The organism is Pseudomonas sp. GW821-FHT09D08 (assembly GCF_059416305.1).
Map to the genome: position 1 here is coordinate 1 of NZ_JBWKOX010000016.1, position 17,961 is coordinate 17,961.

The 17,961-nt window shown below is 61.4% G+C and carries 18 protein-coding genes; 10 read left to right on the forward strand and 8 right to left on the reverse strand.

The features are described from left to right. Positions 1–139: 139 nt before the first annotated feature. The 4 genes from AC07OP_RS22775 to AC07OP_RS22790 all read right to left on the reverse strand — a co-directional run bounded on the left by AC07OP_RS22775 (position 140) and on the right by AC07OP_RS22790 (position 3,917). Positions 140–2,581, reverse strand: a complete 2,442-nt coding sequence (locus tag AC07OP_RS22775; RefSeq protein ID WP_495100980.1) for a penicillin acylase family protein — start codon at positions 2,579–2,581, stop codon at positions 140–142. Positions 2,582–2,747: 166 nt separating this feature from the next. Beyond that, the gene (locus AC07OP_RS22780; protein WP_003189235.1) at positions 2,748–2,948 is read right to left on the reverse strand and encodes an SEC-C metal-binding domain-containing protein; all 201 of its coding nucleotides are present in this window, start codon (positions 2,946–2,948) and stop codon (positions 2,748–2,750) included. Continuing rightward, complete coding sequence (locus AC07OP_RS22785) at positions 2,945–3,427, reverse strand: LEA/WHy family protein (protein ID WP_495100981.1); 483 nt, start codon at positions 3,425–3,427, stop codon at positions 2,945–2,947. The genes AC07OP_RS22780 and AC07OP_RS22785 overlap by 4 nt, the downstream gene beginning before the upstream one ends. Positions 3,428–3,446: 19 nt before the next feature. Continuing rightward, on the reverse strand, positions 3,447–3,917 hold the full coding sequence (locus tag AC07OP_RS22790) for a YchJ family protein (protein ID WP_065926434.1): 471 nt from the start codon (positions 3,915–3,917) through the stop codon (positions 3,447–3,449). Between the two features lie 277 nt (positions 3,918–4,194). Here AC07OP_RS22790 and AC07OP_RS22795 point away from each other — a divergent pair, with 277 nt between their 5' ends. Continuing rightward, complete coding sequence (locus tag AC07OP_RS22795) at positions 4,195–4,491, forward strand: type II toxin-antitoxin system MqsR family toxin (protein WP_495100982.1); 297 nt, start codon at positions 4,195–4,197, stop codon at positions 4,489–4,491. A 2-nt stretch (positions 4,492–4,493) separates the two neighbouring features. Continuing rightward, the gene (locus AC07OP_RS22800) at positions 4,494–4,895 is read left to right on the forward strand and encodes a type II toxin-antitoxin system MqsA family antitoxin (RefSeq protein ID WP_495100983.1); all 402 of its coding nucleotides are present in this window, start codon (positions 4,494–4,496) and stop codon (positions 4,893–4,895) included. 29 nt (positions 4,896–4,924) lie between these two features. Here the strand turns inward: AC07OP_RS22800 and AC07OP_RS22805 are convergent, their stop codons facing one another. Then, a complete protein-coding gene (locus tag AC07OP_RS22805; protein ID WP_495100984.1) occupies positions 4,925–5,422 on the reverse strand; it encodes a DUF6231 family protein in 498 nt (165 codons plus the stop codon). Between the two features lie 191 nt (positions 5,423–5,613). On the opposite strand from AC07OP_RS22805, the gene AC07OP_RS22810 reads away from it, so the two are divergent. Then, on the forward strand, positions 5,614–6,309 hold the full coding sequence (locus tag AC07OP_RS22810; protein ID WP_495100985.1) for a PA1041 family peptidoglycan-binding anchor lipoprotein: 696 nt from the start codon (positions 5,614–5,616) through the stop codon (positions 6,307–6,309). Between the two features lie 156 nt (positions 6,310–6,465). Then, a complete protein-coding gene (locus AC07OP_RS22815; RefSeq protein ID WP_115485779.1) occupies positions 6,466–7,224 on the forward strand; it encodes a collagen-like protein in 759 nt (252 codons plus the stop codon). A gap of 51 nt (positions 7,225–7,275) precedes the next feature. On the opposite strand, the gene AC07OP_RS22820 is transcribed toward AC07OP_RS22815, so the two are convergent. After that, the gene (locus AC07OP_RS22820; RefSeq protein ID WP_053137147.1) at positions 7,276–7,740 is read right to left on the reverse strand and encodes a CopD family protein; all 465 of its coding nucleotides are present in this window, start codon (positions 7,738–7,740) and stop codon (positions 7,276–7,278) included. Positions 7,741–7,838: 98 nt separating this feature from the next. Between AC07OP_RS22820 and dinG the strand changes: the two genes are divergently transcribed. The 5 genes from dinG (at position 7,839) to pdxH (ending at position 15,589) form a co-directional block, all read left to right on the forward strand. After that, positions 7,839–9,983, forward strand: a complete 2,145-nt coding sequence (gene dinG / locus AC07OP_RS22825) for an ATP-dependent DNA helicase DinG (protein WP_115485781.1) — start codon at positions 7,839–7,841, stop codon at positions 9,981–9,983. Between the two features lie 98 nt (positions 9,984–10,081). Next, on the forward strand, positions 10,082–12,379 hold the full coding sequence (locus AC07OP_RS22830; protein WP_495100986.1) for a beta-galactosidase: 2,298 nt from the start codon (positions 10,082–10,084) through the stop codon (positions 12,377–12,379). An 82-nt stretch (positions 12,380–12,461) separates the two neighbouring features. Beyond that, positions 12,462–13,607: a serine hydrolase domain-containing protein gene (locus tag AC07OP_RS22835; RefSeq protein ID WP_495100987.1), complete on the forward strand. Its 1,146-nt coding sequence runs from the start codon at positions 12,462–12,464 to the stop codon at positions 13,605–13,607. Positions 13,608–13,750: 143 nt separating this feature from the next. Next, the gene (locus AC07OP_RS22840) at positions 13,751–14,914 is read left to right on the forward strand and encodes an OmpA family protein (protein WP_108573960.1); all 1,164 of its coding nucleotides are present in this window, start codon (positions 13,751–13,753) and stop codon (positions 14,912–14,914) included. A 27-nt stretch (positions 14,915–14,941) separates the two neighbouring features. Further along, positions 14,942–15,589 (forward strand): pyridoxamine 5'-phosphate oxidase, encoded by a 648-nt coding sequence (pdxH, locus tag AC07OP_RS22845; protein WP_495100988.1) that lies wholly within the window; start codon positions 14,942–14,944, stop codon positions 15,587–15,589. A gap of 36 nt (positions 15,590–15,625) precedes the next feature. Here pdxH and AC07OP_RS22850 read toward each other — a convergent pair whose 3' ends face one another. Next, a complete protein-coding gene (locus tag AC07OP_RS22850) occupies positions 15,626–15,886 on the reverse strand; it encodes a hypothetical protein (protein ID WP_027604435.1) in 261 nt (86 codons plus the stop codon). A gap of 157 nt (positions 15,887–16,043) precedes the next feature. Between AC07OP_RS22850 and AC07OP_RS22855 the strand changes: the two genes are divergently transcribed. Beyond that, complete coding sequence (locus tag AC07OP_RS22855) at positions 16,044–16,508, forward strand: outer membrane lipoprotein (RefSeq protein ID WP_003189251.1); 465 nt, start codon at positions 16,044–16,046, stop codon at positions 16,506–16,508. Positions 16,509–16,584: 76 nt separating this feature from the next. On the opposite strand, the gene nhaA is transcribed toward AC07OP_RS22855, so the two are convergent. Then, a complete protein-coding gene (gene nhaA / locus AC07OP_RS22860) occupies positions 16,585–17,760 on the reverse strand; it encodes a Na+/H+ antiporter NhaA (RefSeq protein WP_065938804.1) in 1,176 nt (391 codons plus the stop codon). Positions 17,761–17,961: the final 201 nt, after the last annotated feature.

The window sequence follows — 17,961 nt, forward strand, 5'->3', positions numbered from 1 at the left end:
GGCGCCGCGTTCATTCAGGAAGCACGCGTTATCGTTGACGTTTTTCGCGAGCAAGCTCGCTCCTACAGGAGGCGATGCACGCTTAACTGACCAAGCCCCCTCCCACATTTGAATCCGGTTTCACCAGGTGGAAGTCAGGTCACTTGCCTGGGGTCAGGGTCAACCTGGCCTTCCCATACACTTTCTCGAAGTTCTGCGGCTGCATCGGGAAGCTCAGGTATTGCGCCTTGAGCGACGGGTCGATGCCATTGGCGTAGTTCGGGCTGGCCGGGTTGCCGGATTGGCCGATGCCACCCTGGCCCATCATCGGCTCCACCTGGCCGAAGTCGACGATCATGCGCAGCGCCGGCACCTGGGTGGTGTTGAAGTCCTGGCCCCAGCTGTACGGTGCCGGGTTCAAGGTGTTGTGGTCGCCACCGGACGCCAGCGGGCCGCGAATCACTTGGCCGCTGGTGTTTTTCCAGGTGGTGCTGTGCAGCTTGCCCCACTGCCAGGCCTTGTGGTCAGCACCCAGTTGGCTGTCGCCAGCGCTGATCGCGGCGGCCAGGCTGCGGGAGAGGATGGCGGGTTTGTCTTCTTTCTGCGCGGTGCGCACGTCGTCCCAGAACGGGCTGTCTTCGCGGCCCAGCAGGTGGTCGGCCTGGGCGGCATAGGACAGGTTGGCGTTGCTGACAAAGGCTTTCCAGCTGGCACTGTTTTCCGGCCCCAGTTCGTCGAGGAAGATCTGCCGGGTGCTTTCCTGCAGGAACAGTTCGTAGAGCGCCGCGTCGGCGGACGTCGATACCAGGCGACCATCGAACGCCATCAGGCGCTTCAGTGCTTCCCGTGCCTTGGCCTGGTCGGCCGCCGGCAGCGCATCAATCGCCTGCTTCAAGGGCTGGGCCATGCCCGGCGCCTGGAACATGGTCTTGAGCTTGGCGGCGAAGGTGGTGGTCTGGTCGTATTGCATGGCGATCATGCTGCGGCTGTCGTGCTTGCCCGCATTGGCCAGTTGCGCCAGGCGCTCGCTGCGCTCCGGCGCATCCCAGGAGTTGGACAGCTGCATGCCGTAGCCGCGCGGCGCGGTGCGTTGGTTGGCGGTGCCGATCCAGCCTTGGGCCGGGTCCTGGTCATAGGGGTGCAGCATTGCGTCGGCGTAACCGTCCCAGTCAAAGCGCGTATCCCAGCCGGGCGAGGGCAGCAGGCCTTCGCCTTCGCGGCGGTTGGGGAAGCGGCCGGTGACCTGCCAGCCAATGCTGCCGGCGTCAGCGAAGACCATGTTCAAGGCAATGGCGCGAATGTTGCGGGTTGCGTCCGAGGCCTTGCCGGCGTTTTGCGCGCGGGACAGGTCGAAGAATGCGTCGAGGCTCTTGTCATCCTTGAAGTCGGCGGTTTGCAGGGCCAGGCCAAAACCGCTGGTCAGGGCCTGGCTGCTGTTGAGCAGGGCACCGTGGCGGGTTTCGTATACCACTTCGCGAATCGAGCGTTGACCCTTGACGAAGAAAGTTTCATTACGCACCGCTGCCGGCAGCCATTTTCCGTTGTTCTCGTAGTACAACGCGCTGCCCTGGCGTTTGACCTTCTCCAGGAACAGGTCCTGGGTATCGCCCTTGACCGTGCTCATGCTCCACGCCACGTTGCCGTTGAAACCGGACAACAGGGTCGGCAGGCCGGCAATCGAGGCGCCGACGGCCTGGTATTTCGGTGCGCGAATCTGCACGTAGTTCCACGGTGACGGCGCCTGCGGCTGGGCGGCGAGGTCGCCTGCCAGCAGGCTCTTGCCGCTGCGACTGCGTTGCGGGCCGATGGCCCAGTTGCTCGACGTGGTAACCGCCAGCGAGTTGAGGCTGCTCAATTGCTGGCTGACCGTGTCCAGCCCGGCCAGGCCGGTGATCTGGCTGAGGTTCACGCCCTTGAGTTTTTCGGCTTCGGCCAGGGGGATCGGCTCATCCGGCGCGCTCGGTGTCAGCCAGGCGAGTTTGTCCACGCCGACCTTTTGCGCCAGCAGCAACGACGCCAGCTCTTCCTGCAGGTTGGCCGACTCGCTGAAATTCAGCAGGCAGAACAGCAGCGCCGAATCTTCCGGCTTCCAGTACTCAGGCTTGTAGCCCGTCTGGGCCAGGTCCGGCGGCAGCTTGTCGCGGTAGCGGAACAGGTAGGCGTTGACGCCACGGGCATACACTTCGAAGAAGCGCTTGAGGCGCGGCGACGAGGCGTTATACAGCTCGCCCGCGCTTTTCTTCAGGTTGACCGCACGCATGAAGCGGTCAACATCCAGCACCTCAGGCCCGGACATTTCAGCCAGGCGGCCCTGGGCCAGCAGGCGCAGGGTGACCATCTGGGTGATACGGTCACTGGCGTGTACATAACCGAGGCTGAACAGCGCGTCGTGGAAAGTGTTGCTTTCGATCAGCGGCATGCCCTGGGCGTTGCGGCGTATCGAAACATTCTGTGCGAGGCCCTTGATCGGCTGCACGCCGGCCACTGGCGGCAGGGTGTCCTGGATGCTCTGGAGCTGGCAACCGGCCAGGCTTAATGCACTGGCCACTGCCGCGGCAACGCCGAACCGGGGAAGAAAATGTGAGAGGGCTGGCGAGGCCATGGCAAAGCTCCTGCGGGGGGTAGCGTCAGTAAAGGCGCTACGTTAGTGAGCGCGGTGAAACGACGCAAGCAGGAGTTGTGTAAACACATGAGTGCTTGAACTTAAGCCTGGCGAAAATCAGTGTGGGAGGGGGCTTGTGCCCTCCCACCTTAGCCTTCTGCGCGCCTTACGCGCCGTGGCACTTCTTGAATTTCTTCTCACTGCCGCACGGGCAAGGATCGTTGCGGCCAACGTCCTTCAACGCATTGCGCACCGGCTCCTGGTGAGCGTGGCCGCAGTTCGGGCCGTGGACATGGCCGTGGTCGTGATCATGGTGATCATGATCGTGGTTGCAGTCAGGACCATGGACATGGGGTTGCTGAGTCATCGATGTCGCTCCGGAATAAAATCGCCGGGGATTATCTCGCCATTGTGGTTCACCTGCACGTCATAACCGATGAATAATCCGGTTTTCAGTTCACCCTCCAGGCGATACGGCACAGGCTGGTCGGGTTTTTTCAGCAGTTGCACCACGTCGCGTATCTGCGGCCAGAGGTTGGTGCGCACCGATACCTTGAAAAATGCATGACCCTTGGGCGGTACCGTCAGCCATTCATTGGACTCGCCTTCGGTGAGCACAAAATCATCCAGGGTGACCTTGTAGATCAGCCCACGCACGGTCAAGTCAGAGTCGTCGCGGTTATCCACGCGAAAGTACAGCTTGAATTTCTGCTCCAGCAGCTTGGCCCGCACCACTTCGACTTTCACCAGGGAAACGTGGGGCGGGGGCGAATCGTCTTCGAACCAGGAGGCGCAACCGCTCAGGCCGAAGGTTAACGCCAGCATCAAGCTGTAGATCCGAAGCATGGCGTGAGTCCTGTGGTAGTTAGAGATAGCTGGAACAACACTTCTTGAATTTTTGCCCACTGCCGCACAGGCACGCATCGTTGCGTCCGGTTTTCACTTCCACCGTGGGGTCGATGAAGTACCAGCGCCCTTCATTCTGTACGAAAGAAGACTGCTCGCGGTGGCTATGTTCGCCGGTGCTGTCATGCCAGCGTGCGGTGAAGGTCACGAAGGCGTGTTCCGGCTGGCCGCCGAACACTTCGGAGCTTTCAACCTCCAGGCCGAGCCAGGTGCTCTGGGCGCTCCAGGCGGCGATGGCCTCACGGTCCAGGCCAGCCTGTTGCGCGGGCAAAGTGGTGGCGACCAGATAGTCCACCAGGCCCAGCACATAGGCGCTGTAGCGTGAACGCATCAGGGCGCTGGCGCAGGGTGCCGGGTGCCCGGCGTGATAATGGCCGCAGCAGGCATCCAGCAGGTTGCCACTGCCGCAGGGGCAAATGGATGTACTCATCGGGTTACCACCAATACACGTTCTGTTAGACGTAACAATAGCTAAGCCTGGGTATTACCGCAGACACAGCCGTTGACAGCTTATGACCCGATACTACAGAGGATCGCAGGAGAACTCGACGGCCAGCGGGTGCGAGGGACGGCCGAGCGAGTATTCATTCGTTGAGACACTTCCTGGCTGGCTCGCGCAGAGCCGCTTGAGGTTCCATTGGGTTCTACTGCAAGAACAGGTGAATTAACCTACTTGCCAAATAAAAACCCATTAGGTTAATTTCTGCATGGAGAAGAACGCGCCTCACTGCAAGCTGACCAGCGTCAAGGCCCTGATCAAATCCGGGAGGGTGCGTACCACGAATACTGCACGAATCGGCGCGGATGCTCTTAACCTCGACCTCTCCGAGATGCTGGCCGTGATACTGGCCCTTAAACCAACGGACTTTTACAAAAGCATGACTACCTATGCCGACCACACGCTATGGCAAGACGTGTACCGGCCACACACGAAGGCGGGGAAGGTCTATCTGAAACTCACGGTTATCGAAGACGTACTGATCGTGTCCTTCAAGGAGCTATGAACATGAAATGCCCTGCTTGCGGCGCTGCGGACTTGGTCCATGACATCCGCGACATACCCTATTCCTACAAAGGTGAAACCACTGTGGTTGCGAATGTTACGGGTGAGTTCTGCCCGTCCTGCTCCGAGTCGATCCTGGATTTGGTTGAATCGGATCGTGTCATGAAAGCGATGCGCGCCTTCTCAAAACGGGTCAATGCGGATTTGGTAGACCCTGGCTTCATCGCTAAGGTGCGTAAGAAACTTTCGTTGGACCAGCGGGAAGCCGCCGAGATATTCGGTGGCGGGGTCAACGCCTTTTCTCGCTATGAGAATGGAAAAACCAAGCCACCGCTGGCACTCATAAAGCTTCTCAAGTTGCTCGATCGTCACCCTGAGTTACTTAACGAAGTCCGAACGGCGTAGGGGCGCCTGGAATCGATGTACTCATTCGGTTACCACCAATACTTTCCGAAGTTTTCCGGGTTAGCCCAGAAACGGGCGTTGAGCCAGTCCGGCACCTGTTTATAGTCAAGCAGATCGTAGGTAAACAGCGTCAGCACCTGCTCATCGCGCTGGAAACGCTCGCCGGCCTGCAGCGCCAGGGAGAAGAAGTCGGTTTCCTTCCAGCCGCAGGCGCCCAGGTCCACCAGCACCGCAATGCGGCTGGCGTTGAGGTTGCGGATACCGCCGAGCAAGGTCAGGCCGTGGGGTTTTGACAGGTGCTCGAGGCAATCGACCACCAGCGCCAGGTCAAACCGTTGGGCCGCCAGTGCTTCCGGCAATGGCCCTGGCGCGGCGCAGAACACCTGGGTGTCAGGGTGTGCGTCCTTAAAGGCGTCCAGCGCCGGGAACTGGCTGGCACCCAACAGCAACAGGCGTTTGGGCTGGTGCAGATCGAGCAAGGCGGCCAGCGCTTGCTGGGGAGTACGGGCAGAAATACCAGCGGTCATCAGAGATCCTCACATCAGGACCCTAGAGACTAGCGCGGCTGAGCGTGCGGGCCTAGAGCGGGTGGCTGCGAAAAGTCCTACGTGGGCGGCGATCCCCAATGAATACGGGGGATTGGCGTAGTGGCGCAGTTGAAAAGAGCGGTCTTTACTCCACCCATCGGCCCCCGCCGATCCCCTCAGGAGAAAGTCAGATGAGCATCATGCGGACAGCTCTACCCTTGGTTCTGCTAACCGGAGTATTGACAGGTTGCGCAGGCTTGCAAAAAACCGATTGGCCTACCTGTGCCGCTGTCGGCGGTGTGACCGGTGCGGCGATCGGTGCGACTGAAAGCTCGGCCTACGCAGGCTATGGCGCGTTGCTGGTCGGCGGCATGGCCGGCGCCTATTGCTGGGTGCACGGCGATGGCGACGAAGATGGCGATGGCGTGCCGGACAGCCGCGACAAGTGCCCGGGCACCCCGAAAGGCGTGCAGGTCGACGCCAATGGTTGCCCACCGGCACCGCCGGCGGCGGTGGTCGAGGAGGTGGTCGTGGTCAAGGAAGAAACCATCGTGATCCGCGATGTGCACTTCCAGTTCGACTCGGCCAAATTGACGGCAGCGGATAAAACCAAACTCGACACCATTGCCACGCGCCTGAAACAGGAAGCCCCGAGCGCCCAGCTACGGGTCAGTGGTCACACCGACAGCGTCGGTAAAGACGCCTACAACCAGAAACTCTCGGAAAAACGTGCGCATTCGGTCACCGATTACCTGATCAGCGCCGGCGTGCCTCGCAGTGCCTTTGTGTCTGTCACCGGTGCGGGCGAAAGCCATCCGGTCGCCGACAATAAGACCGCTGAAGGCCGCGCCTTGAACCGTCGTACGGAAATCCAGATCAACCGCTGATAGCCCTTGCCCCTGTGGGATCCACAGGGGCATTGCCGGCAATCCTCGCTTAAATCGCAGCCCTCTCAAGTTTTTTGAACCTTCACTGGCAAATCGCCTGTAGAAGTCGTTACTGTGCGTCCAAAGAAAAATTTGAAAACACTCAGGAGCCCCATGATGCGTAAGGTTTTTCTGTTGGCCCTGTTGGTCAGCCCCGTTGCCCTGGCCCAGAGCGTCAGTGTTGAAACCAACTCATTGATGCGCCTTCCCTCCAGCACCAGTGTGTTGCAACTGGAGCGCCTGGAGGTGGCGGACTACGGCACCTTGCTGATTCCGGCCACCATCAGCCAGGTCACGGTGGATGAACTGCACTTGGGCCGCGACGCACGCATCGCAATTGTGCCTGGCAATACCGCGCTGCAATTGCAGGTGCGGCATGCACAACTTGAGCAGGGCAGCCAGATCACCTCGCGCGGTGCTCCCGGCACCCATGAAAAACCGGCCAAGGCCGGGCGTGACCTGACTTTGCGCATCAACTCGCTGACGGCTGAAGCACTGTCGGTGGATGCCCGTGGCGGCGCCGGTGCCCAAGGGTATGCCGGGCTGGATGGCGCCAATGGCGTGGATCCTGGGTGCACCTGGGGCTCGGCGGGGCGAGGTTTTAATGGCGATAACGGCGGCGATGGCCTGCCGGGTGGGGCGGGTGCACAGGTGCGCGTGGAGTTGCCGAAGGACTTCCCGGCTGAACACATCAAGGTCTGGGTGGATGGCGGTGCTGGCGGTTTGGCCGGCACGGCCGGCAAGCCGGGCAAGGGCGGGGAGTCCAAAGGTTGCCTGGTGTACCGCGCCGACGGTGGCGAGAAGGGGCGCCCAGGGTTGGAAGGGCAGCCGGGGCCAGCTGGGCCTGCGGGTACCGTGACTATTCAGCGACTCTAAAAAGCCGCAGTCACAAGCTGCAAGCTTCAAGCTTACAGCTTGTGACGGTGCTCAGAACATCGGCCGAGCCGAAGCAATCGCCACCACCAGCAACCCCACGATCAGATTAATCCCTACCAACTTGCGAATCTGTCCCAGCGCAGCGGCACCCGCCGGCCAGTCCTCTGCTGCCACCGCCGCCTTCAGTTGCGGAAACTTCAACGCCTGGATACGGATAAACAGCGCCGTCATCACCAGATACAAGCCCATCATCACCTGCACATAACGCGGTGCGGTTTCAAACCCGTTGAAGCGCAGTTGCAGCAGGCCGACACCGCTGATCGGCAAAACCAGCACCGCTACCCAGACCCACACGAAAAAACGTTGAAACACATTTGCCCACAGCTTGAGTCGGGCAGGGCCCTCAAGGGCCGCCACAGCGGCTGGGCGCAGGATCATCCAGGCGAAAAACATACCGCCGACCCAGATCAGGGCGGCCAATACATGCAGGGTGTAAGCGAGGCTAAACGCGGTCATTGTGGTACTCCGTTCTGCGCGGGATTAATTAGCGGGGTATGATAGCGGCCGAACCGAACCACTGAAAATTTATCCAGCGTTTTTGCGCCCGACTATCCATGATCAGCACTGAACTCAAAACCACGATCCAGGGCGCCTACACGCGTTTTCTCGAAGCCAAGAGCTTGAAACCGCGCTACGGCCAACGCCTGATGATCGCCGAAGTGGCCAAGGTCCTCGGGGATATCGACACCGATGACGAAGGCCGCCGCGAAGGTGAGCCCGCCGTCGTGGCCGTCGAAGCCGGCACCGGTACCGGCAAGACCGTGGCCTACAGCCTGGCTGCGATCCCGACCGCCAAGGCCGCCGGCAAGCGCCTGGTGATCGCCACCGCCACCGTCGCCCTGCAGGAGCAGATCGTCTACAAAGACCTGCCCGACCTGATGCGCAACAGCGGCCTGAACTTCACCTTCGCCCTGGCCAAGGGCCGTGGCCGCTACATGTGCCTGTCCAAGCTCGACGTACTGCTGCAGGAAGGCCACGCACAAACCGCCACGGCGTCGCTGTTCGAGGAAGAAGGCTTCAAGATCGAAGTGGATGAGGTCAGCCAGAAGCTGTTTACCAGCATGATCGAGAAACTGGCCGGCAATAAATGGGACGGCGACCGCGACAGCTGGCCCACTGCCCTCGAAGATGCCGACTGGGCACGCCTGACCACCGACCACAGCCAGTGCACCAACCGCCATTGCCCCAACTTCGGCCAGTGCGCCTTCTACAAGGCTCGCGAAGGCATGGGCAAGGTCGACGTGATCGTTACCAACCACGATATGGTCCTGGCCGACCTGGCCCTGGGCGGCGGTGCCGTGCTGCCGGACCCGCGTGACACCCTTTACGTGTTCGACGAAGGCCATCACCTGCCTGACAAGGCTATCGGCCACTTCGCCCACTACACGCGCCTGCGCTCCACCGCCGACTGGCTGGAAACCACCGCGAAGAATCTGACCAAATTGCTCGCCCAGCACCCGCTGCCCGGCGACCTGGGCAAGTTGATCGAGCAGGTGCCGGAGCTGGCGCGGGAGATCAAGACCCAGCAACAGTTCATGTTCAGCGCCTGCGAGCAGGTGGCCGACTTCAAACCCGGTGAGGATGTGGAAGGCCGTGAGCGCCCGCGCCACCGCTTTGTCGGTGGGATGATCCCCGAGCATATGCGCGAAATGGGCATCGAGCTGAAGAAAGGCTTTTCCCGTCTTACCGACCTGTTCACCCGCCTGACTGACTTGCTCAAGGAAGGCATGGACGGTGAGGTCAACATCGGCATCGCCAGCAACCAGGCCGAGGAATGGTATCCGCTGTTCGGCAGCCTGTTGTCCCGTTCCCAGGGCAACTGGGAGCTGTGGACGGCCTTTACCGTCGAAGACCCCGAAGACAACCCGCCCATGGCCCGCTGGCTGACCCTGTCGGAAAGCGGTGCGTTGTTTGATATCGAGGTCAACGCCAGCCCGATCCTTGCCGCCGAGATGCTACGCCGCAACCTGTGGAACGTGGCGTATGGCTGCCTGGTGACCTCGGCCACGCTGACTGCCCTGGGCACCTTCGACCGCTTCCGCATGCGCGCGGGGCTGCCGAAAAAGGCTGTCACGGCGGTGGTGCCAAGCCCGTTCCACCATGCCGACGCCGGTGTGCTGCGGGTGCCCGATCTCAAGGCCGACCCACGGGATGCACCGGCGCACACCGCGGCGATCATCCGCGACCTGCCCTCCCTGGTGGAAGGTTCGCGCGGCACCCTGGTGTTGTTCTCGTCGCGCAAGCAGATGCAGGACGTGTTCGACGGCCTCGACCGCGACTGGCGCAAGCAGGTGTTTATCCAGGGCAACCTGTCCAAGCAGGAAACCCTGAACAAGCACAAGGCGCGGGTCGATGGCGGGGATTCCAGCGTGCTGTTCGGCCTGGCGAGTTTCGCCGAAGGCGTGGACTTGCCCGGTGCCTACTGCGAACACGTGGTGATCGCCAAGATCCCGTTCTCGGTGCCGGATGATCCGGTCGAGGCCGCGTTGGCCGAATGGATCGAAGCGCGGGGCGGTAACCCGTTCATGGAGATCTCGGTGCCGGATGCTTCCTTGAAGCTGGTGCAGGCCTGCGGTCGCTTGCTGCGTACCGAGGCAGACCGGGGCACCATCACCTTGCTCGACCGCCGCCTGGTGACCCAGCGCTACGGCAAGGCGATCCTGAATGCGTTGCCGCCGTTCCGGCGCGAAATTTCTTAAGCCCTCGTGGGCGAATTCGCCCACTTCGTGGTCTATCTCACTGCTATCGATTTATGTCATCAGGCTATTTACCGGCCGTTTGGGAGAACCTTGTTCGTATGATTCGCACGCTGCCCGCCCTTTTTGCCCTGCTGTTCACTGCGCCCTTGATGGCCGCGCCCGCGGGGCAACAGACATTGTTCAACTTCGTCCGGCCTGCCGATGTGGTCAAGGTGGCGACCCAGGACGCCAGCCTGCCGCAATACAACGCCGAACAAACCCCCGAAGGCGAGGTGTTGCGTCGCATCACCTTCAACCCGGCCGCCGAGCCGAGCCTGGTGCTCAGCCCACAGGCCGGTGCCTGGGACTGGTCGCAGTCCGGCGCCATGAGCCTGCGTATCCAGAGTGCCATGGACTGGGCGCTGACCCTCTACGTCAAGGTGCAGAGCAGCGATGGCAAGACCCTGGTCAGCCGCATCGACCTGCCGGCCGGCCCCGCCCAGACCTTGCTGGTCCCGCTGCAAGCCAGCTCGCCGTTGAGCCAGGGCATGAAGGCCGGCCCGCCGATGCCGATCACCGTGGATGGCCAGCGCGTGTTGCTGGCCAGCAGTGCTGGCGAGATCGACCGTAGCCAGGTGGTCTCGGTGACCCTGTCGATGATCAAGCCCAACGCCGCGCAAAGCATCCTGCTGGAACGCTTTGGTGTGCAGGACAGTGAGCCGGTGCTGAAGGCGGCCTACAGCGAACTGGTGGATACCTATGGTCAGTCCACCCGTGCGCGCTGGCCGGAAAAGGTCAGCAGCGACGAACAGCTCAAGGCGGCTGCGGCAAAGGAACAAACCCAACTGCAGGGCTGGCTGGCCGCGCGTGATAAATCCGCATTGGACACGTTCGGCGGCTGGAACAAAGGGCCGGCGTTCAAGGCCAGTGGCTTTTTCCGTACCGAAAAGCGCGACGGTCGCTGGTACCTGGTGACCCCGGAAGGCCATCCGTTCTATTCCCTGGGTGTCAATACCGTGGCCCCGGACAACAGCCAGACCTACGTGGCCGGTCGTGAGTGGATGTTCGCGGCGCTGCCAAAGGCCGGTGAACCCTTCGACAAGTACTACGGCAGCGGCGATAACCGCACCGGCAATGGTGCGGGTGAAGGTCGTGGCTTCGCTGCCGGGCGTTGGTACGATTTCTACGGCGCCAACCTGCAGCGCACTTATGGCGGCGAAGGGTTTGACCAGAAACGCTGGGTGACCCATACCCTCGATCGCCTGCAAGCCTGGGGTTTCAACACCGTCGGCAACTGGAGCGACGACGCGTTGGCCACTGCCGATCGTGTGCCGTACACCTTGCCGTTGTCGATTGTCGGCGACTACGCCAGCATCAGCACCGGCACCGACTGGTGGGGCGGCATGCCCGATCCGTTCGACCCGCGTTTCGCCATGGCGACCGAGCGCGCGGTGGCCATCGCCGCCCGCGACCACCGCGATGACCCGTGGCTGATCGGTTTCTTTGCAGATAACGAACTGGCCTGGGCCGGCCCCGGCGATGATCCGAAGTCCCGCTACGCCCTGGCCTACGGCACCTTGCGCATGACCACCGACGTACCGGCCAAGCGCGCGTTCCTCAAGCAATTGCGTGACAAGTACCGCAACGAGCAAGGCCTGTCGAAAGCCTGGGGCATCGAGTTGGCGGGGTGGGAGCTGATGGAAGACCCTGGCTTCGAGCCGCCGGTGCCCAACCCTGAGCACCCGGAAATCGAAGCTGACTTCAAATACTTCCAGAAGACCTTCGCCGATGCCTACTTCAAGACCATCTCCGACTCGCTGAAATGGCACGCCCCCAACCAACTGCTGCTGGGCGGGCGTTATGCGGTGAGTACGCCGGAGGCCGTGGCGTCGTGCGCGCAGTATTGCGATGTGCTGAGCTTCAACATGTACACGCTCAAACCTCAGGACGGCTATGACTTTGCCGCGCTTCGTGCACTGGACAAGCCGGTGTTGATCACTGAATTCAACTTCGGCTCCGCAGACCGTGGCCCGTTCTGGGGCGGCGTGACCCAGTTGGCCAGGGAAGAAGAGCGTGGCGCGGCATATGCCAACTTCCTCAAGCAAGCCATGGCTGAGCCGTCCATTGTCGGCGTGCATTGGTTCCAGTACCTGGACCAGCCGGTGACCGGCCGGTTGCTGGACGGTGAAAACGGCCACTTCGGCCTGGTGGGTATCACTGACGTACCGTTCCAGGGGTTTGTCGACAGTGTGCGTAGAAGTAACCTGGCGGCGGTGGATCAACTGGGCAAGGAAGCGGAAAAGGCCAAGGCCGCCAGCACCGCGCGTGAAAGCGAAGGCAGCAAGCCTGGGCGCGAGGGCAAAGGCCCGGGGCAGGGCGCTGGACACGCCGGTGGGCATTCGGGAAATGGTCATTGATTCCTTGTTGACGGGTTCACAAATCCAACAATGGCTGGAACAATGTCGGCCACTTTTTACGGTGTTTTCCGAGGGGGCTTAGGTGCAGGTTCAGGGTCATTACGAGCTCCGGTTCGAAGCGGTACGTGAAGCGTTTGCCGCGTTGTTCGATGACCCGCAGGAGCGTGGCGCCGGGCTCTGCATCCAGGTCGGCGGCGAAACCGTCGTTGACCTGTGGGCCGGTACCGCCGACAAGGACGGTACCGAGGCCTGGCACAGCGACACCATCGTCAACCTGTTTTCCTGCACCAAAACCTTCACCGCTGTCACGGCCCTGCAACTGGTGGCCGAGGGCAAGTTGCAATTGGACGCGCCAGTGGCCAGGTACTGGCCTGAGTTCGCTGCTGCCGGCAAGGAAACCATTACGCTGCGGCACTTGCTCTGCCATCAGGCCGGGTTGCCGGCCATCCGCGAGATGCTGCCCACCGAAGCCTTGTACGACTGGCAATTGATGGTCGACACCCTGGCAGCCGAAGCCCCCTGGTGGACGCCGGGCCAGGGCCATGGCTACGAGGCGATCACCTACGGTTGGCTGGTCGGCGAATTGCTGCGCCGCGCCGATGGGCGTGGGCCGGGTGAGTCCATTGTGGCGCGGGTGGCACGGCCGCTGGGGCTGGACTTCCACGTGGGCCTGGCCGACGAAGAGTTTTATCGTGTTGCACATATCGCGCGCAGCAAAGGCAATATGGGCGATGAAGCCGCGCAGCGTTTACTGCAAGTAATGATGCGCGAGCCCACCGCCATGACGACGCGGGCATTTGCCAACCCGCCGTCTATTCTCACCAGTACTAATAAACCTGAATGGCGACGCATGCAGCAGCCGGCGGCAAATGGTCACGGTAATGCGCGTAGTCTGGCGGGTTTTTATAGTGGTTTGTTGGACGGTAGTTTGCTGGAAGCCGACATGCTCGAAGAATTGACCCGTGAACACAGTATCGGGCCGGATAAAACATTATTGACACAAACCCGTTTCGGGCTGGGCTGCATGTTGGATCAACCACAGTTGCCCAATGCCACGTTCGGCCTTGGCGCCCGTGCGTTCGGGCATCCAGGCGCCGGCGGCTCGGTGGGTTTTGCCGACCCTGAGCATGATGTAGCGTTTGGTTTCGTGACTAATACATTGGGGCCTTATGTACTTATGGACCCACGGGCACAGAAGTTGGTCGGAATATTGGCCGGTTGTCTGTAAACCCCTTGCTGTTTCACATTTTTTTGTTACAAAGGCAACTATAAGAAGGCGCTGAACGAAATGATGTAACTTTAATGTTCTGTAAGCGTCTGTTTAACGGGTCATCGAGACCCCCGTTTCTTTTCTCATTTTGTGGATATCTCATGTTATCGAACAAGTCCTTGGCACTGGCGCTTTGCCTCACTATTACCGGTTGCGCACAAACTCCACAAAATGATGCCGAGGGTGGGCATTGGTGGTCATTTGGATCGGATAAGGCCACGACCAAGGACGCAGTGACCCAAACCGACGCCAAGCCGGATGCCAAGCCCGCTGCCGGCGCCAAGCCTGCCGCACCTGTAGCTGCTGCTGCTGCGCCTGTCGCCTCCGCGCCAGCGCCGGCCGCCAAGGCTGAGACCGGTTCCAGCTGGTGGCCGTTCTCCTCCAAGAGCGCCGACGAGAAGGCCGCTGATGCCAAGGCTGACCTGAAAGCCGACCTCAAGGCCGCGACCCCGGCTCCAGACGCCGCGCCTGCCGTCGCCAAGACCGACAGCGAAACCCACTGGTGGTGGCCGTTCGAAAGCAAACCCAAGCCATTGGCCAAAGTCGACGTGACCAATGTGCCAATGCCTGACCCGAAAATCACCCAGGCCTGGTTGGACGACTACGAGCCGCGCCTGCGCGCCGCCATCAAGGACAGCAACCTGCAACTGGAACGTCGCGATAACGTACTCGTGGTGATTGCTCCGGTAGACGGCTCCTACAACCCGAAACGCCCGGCGATGCTGCTGCCGGTTACCCTGGGGCCGTTCACTCGCGTCGCCAAGGCGGTTGAAGCCGATCCAAAAACCGCTGTGCTGGTGCTGGGCCACGTGGATGCCACCGGTACCGCGCCTGCCAGCCAGGCGTTGACCAAGGAGCGTGCGCAGTCCATCGCCTCGATCTTCAGCCTCAGCGGCCTGAAACAGGACCGCCTGATGCTGCGTGGCATGGGTGACCTGATGCCACGTGCCGCCAACGACAGCACCCAGGGCCGCGCGCTGAACCGCCGTATGGAAATCATGTTCACCCAGCGCACGACCATGCTGGCGCTGTTGAGCAAGTATCAATCGGGCAAGACCCCGCCTGTAGCCGAAATGGTTGCGGTGCAGAACGTTCCAGCCCCGGCCCCCGCCGCCAAGACCCCGGCTAAAAAGGCACCCGCAGCTAAAAAGGCGGCTGCCAAGCCCGCGGCTAAAAAAGCCCCGGCCAAGCCCGCTGCGAAGAAACCGGCCCCGGCCAAAGCCAAGGCTGCTGCACCGGCTGCGAATGACCAGGCGAAAAACTGATCCGCTGAACCACAAGGATAAAGCCGCATGACCCAGGCACTGGCCGATATGCGCCGTGACTACACACGGGACGGTTTGAGCGAGGCCCAGGCACCGAATGAACCGTTTGCGTTATTCCACCAGTGGTTTGCCGATGCGGTGAAAACCGAGCAACCACCGGTGGAAGCCAATGCCATGACCCTGGCTACGGTCGACCAGGACGGTCGCCCGCACTGCCGCATCCTGCTGCTCAAGGGCCTGGATGCGCAGGGCTTTACCTTCTTCACCAACTATCAGAGCGCCAAGGGCGAACAGCTCGCGGCGCGGCCGTTTGCGGCCATGACGTTCTTCTGGCCGACTCTGGAGCGCCAGGTGCGTATTGAAGGGCGGGTGGTCAAGGTCACGCCTGAGGAGTCCGACGCTTATTATCAGGTCCGCCCCCTGGGCAGTCGTTTAGGCGCCTGGGCTTCCCCGCAGAGCCAGGTCATTCGTGACCGTGAAGAACTGCAGGACCTGCTCAAGGCCACCGAACAGCGTTTCAGCGATAGCCAGCCCGACTGCCCCGAACATTGGGGTGGCTATCGCCTGCTGCCGGAGCGCATCGAGTTCTGGCAAGGCCGCGCCAGCCGCCTGCATGACCGCCTGAACTACCGCCTGCAAGGGACCGAATGGACCCGCGAGCGCCTGGCGCCCTGAGCGGCACCTTTCGTCACCCCACTGGAATGATATCGATCACACCGAAGTCTCTGTTGAAGAGGCTTCGGCTGTGTAGTGCTGTGCGGCGTTCTTCAGCCACTGTGGCAACTCGCTTCGCTTGATCTTCGAGATCCGTGCCTGCTCCAGTTGTTGCAGCATAAAGGCACGCTTGTGCAGGTCGTCGCCTGCGAGGGACAGTGCCAGGTCGCGGTCTATCCAGCGTCTGATCCGCAGGTACAGCCAGCCGTGGAAGTACAGGCCGGCGACGGTAGTGACTACAATGATGAAATAGTCCATGAAGTTCCTGGTTACGATGAGAGTGCTACCGTTGGTCGGTATTTTGGCTACGGGCAGTCTGTACTGAGGCTGAATGAAAGCAATTTCCTGCCGGGCTTGTCGTGACAGGCGTCAAGCTGCAGCGTCTAATGAATACCTGTCCTTTGGAGTTGATGCTATGCGTAAGTCCGTTTTACTGGTTGCCTGCTTTACCACGCTGTCGTTGCTGCTGGGTGGCTGCGCCTCGAGTCTGACCGGCGACTCGTACTCCCGTGACGAAGCGCGTCGTGTACAGACCGTTCGCATGGGCACCATTGAATCCCTGCGTCCGGTAAAAATCGAAGGCACCAAGACCCCAATCGGCGGCGCTGCCGGCGCGGTCATCGGTGGTGTTGGCGGCAGCGCCATCGGCGGTGGCCGTGGCAGTATCGTGACTGCCGTTATCGGCGCCGTTGCCGGCGGCCTGCTGGGTTCGGCCACCGAAGAAGGCCTGACCCGCACCCAGGGCGTGGAAATCACCGTTCGCGAAGACGACGGCAGCATGCGTGCCTACGTGCAAGCCGTGCAGGAAAATGAAATCTTCCGCATCGGCGATCGCGTCCGCATCATGACCGTTGATGGCACCAGCCGCGTTACTCGCTGACCGGTAAGCAGCAGGCAAAAGAAAACCCCAACCGGGTGACCGGTTGGGGTTTTTTATGGGCTGCGTTTCAGTCGGCTCAGGCTTTTTTGCGACTCGCCATCGCCGTCACCCCATACCCAATACACGCAGCGAGTATCGACCCGGTCAGGATTCCCATTCGATCCTCCCCGGCAAACTCACTGGCACCCGGCACAAACGCCAGGGAGCCGACGAACAGGCTCATGGTGAAGCCGATGCCGCACAGGATCGCCACGCCGAAGACCTGGCCCCAGTTGGCGCCGCTGGGCAGTGCTGCGAGGCCTGTCTTGATAGCCAGCCAGGTGAGGCCGAACACGCCGACGGTCTTGCCGATCAGCAGGCCGGCGGCAATGCCCATCGGCACGTGGTGGGTGAAGCTTTCCAGGCTGACCCCGGTGAGTGACACTCCGGCGTTGGCGAAGGCGAACAGCGGCAGGATGCCGTAGGCCACCCACGGATGCAGGGCGTGTTCCAGTGTAAGCAGCGGCGAGGGCTCGGCATTCCTGGTGCGCATCGGGATGCAGAACGCCAGGGTCACGCCGGCCAGGGTGGCGTGCACGCCGCTCTTGAGTACGCACACCCACAGGATCAGGCCGATGATCAGGTAGGGCCCGAGCTTGATCACGCCCAGGCGGTTCATTGCAATCAAGGCAACCAGGCAGGCGCCCGCGCCGGCCAGGGCTGCACCGGACAGGTCGGCGGAATAGAACACTGCAATAACAATGATCGCGCCCAGGTCGTCGATGATGGCCAGGGTCATCAGGAACAGCTTCAACGATACCGGCACCCGCTTGCCCAGCAGTGCCAGGACGCCCAACGCGAAGGCGATGTCGGTGGCCATCGGGATTGCCCAGCCGGAGAGGGCGGCGGGGTAGTCCTTGTTGATCGCCCAGTAGATCAGCGCCGGCACGACCATGCCGCCGATGGCGGCTGCGCCGGGCAGCACCACTTGCGAAGGCTTGGACAGGTGGCCGTCAAGCAGCTCGCGCTTGACCTCCAGGCCGATCAACAGGAAGAACAGGGCCATCAGGCCATCGTTGATCCACAGCAGCGCGGGCTTGGCGATTTGCAGCGCGCCAATCTGGGCCACCACCGGCACGTCGAGAAACGCGCCATACAGGTGCGACAAGGGAGAGTTGTTGATGATCAGCGCCAAGGCGGCAGCGGCGATCAGCAACAGGCCGCTGGCGGCTTCCAGCTGGAAGAAACGGGTAAAAGTGCTACGCAGAGGCAAGGGATGCTCTCCAATCCAGGTTCAATAGGTGGGTACCCTAACCCGTACCGTTAGTTGTTAAAACAAAAGTTATATTCTTATTTGTTATAAGGGATGGGGTCGGGTGGCGTAGCGCCAAAGCCTAGCAATTGTGTGTCCAATTGAGTCGTCACTGTATCTGTGTGCAGTGTAGGAAACATCCTAAGATTGGTACTGAAATCC

Bases quoted from the DNA above. Each gene is read 5' to 3' on its own strand.
- pdxH (WP_495100988.1), top strand. From the start codon at position 14,942: ATGACCCAGGCACTGGCCGATATGCGCCGTGACTACACACGGGACGGT.
- AC07OP_RS22820 (WP_053137147.1), bottom strand. From the start codon at position 7,740: ATGACCGCGTTTAGCCTCGCTTACACCCTGCATGTATTGGCCGCCCTG.
- AC07OP_RS22805 (WP_495100984.1), bottom strand. From the start codon at position 5,422: ATGACCGCTGGTATTTCTGCCCGTACTCCCCAGCAAGCGCTGGCCGCC.
- dinG (WP_115485781.1), top strand. From the start codon at position 7,839: ATGATCAGCACTGAACTCAAAACCACGATCCAGGGCGCCTACACGCGT.
- AC07OP_RS22790 (WP_065926434.1), bottom strand. From the start codon at position 3,917: ATGAGTACATCCATTTGCCCCTGCGGCAGTGGCAACCTGCTGGATGCC.
- AC07OP_RS22775 (WP_495100980.1), bottom strand. From the start codon at position 2,581: ATGGCCTCGCCAGCCCTCTCACATTTTCTTCCCCGGTTCGGCGTTGCC.
- AC07OP_RS22830 (WP_495100986.1), top strand. From the start codon at position 10,082: ATGATTCGCACGCTGCCCGCCCTTTTTGCCCTGCTGTTCACTGCGCCC.
- AC07OP_RS22810 (WP_495100985.1), top strand. From the start codon at position 5,614: ATGAGCATCATGCGGACAGCTCTACCCTTGGTTCTGCTAACCGGAGTA.
- AC07OP_RS22780 (WP_003189235.1), bottom strand. From the start codon at position 2,948: ATGACTCAGCAACCCCATGTCCATGGTCCTGACTGCAACCACGATCAT.
- AC07OP_RS22850 (WP_027604435.1), bottom strand. From the start codon at position 15,886: ATGGACTATTTCATCATTGTAGTCACTACCGTCGCCGGCCTGTACTTC.
- AC07OP_RS22855 (WP_003189251.1), top strand. From the start codon at position 16,044: ATGCGTAAGTCCGTTTTACTGGTTGCCTGCTTTACCACGCTGTCGTTG.
- AC07OP_RS22815 (WP_115485779.1), top strand. From the start codon at position 6,466: ATGCGTAAGGTTTTTCTGTTGGCCCTGTTGGTCAGCCCCGTTGCCCTG.
- AC07OP_RS22800 (WP_495100983.1), top strand. From the start codon at position 4,494: ATGAAATGCCCTGCTTGCGGCGCTGCGGACTTGGTCCATGACATCCGC.
- AC07OP_RS22795 (WP_495100982.1), top strand. From the start codon at position 4,195: ATGGAGAAGAACGCGCCTCACTGCAAGCTGACCAGCGTCAAGGCCCTG.
- AC07OP_RS22840 (WP_108573960.1), top strand. From the start codon at position 13,751: ATGTTATCGAACAAGTCCTTGGCACTGGCGCTTTGCCTCACTATTACC.
- AC07OP_RS22785 (WP_495100981.1), bottom strand. From the start codon at position 3,427: ATGCTTCGGATCTACAGCTTGATGCTGGCGTTAACCTTCGGCCTGAGC.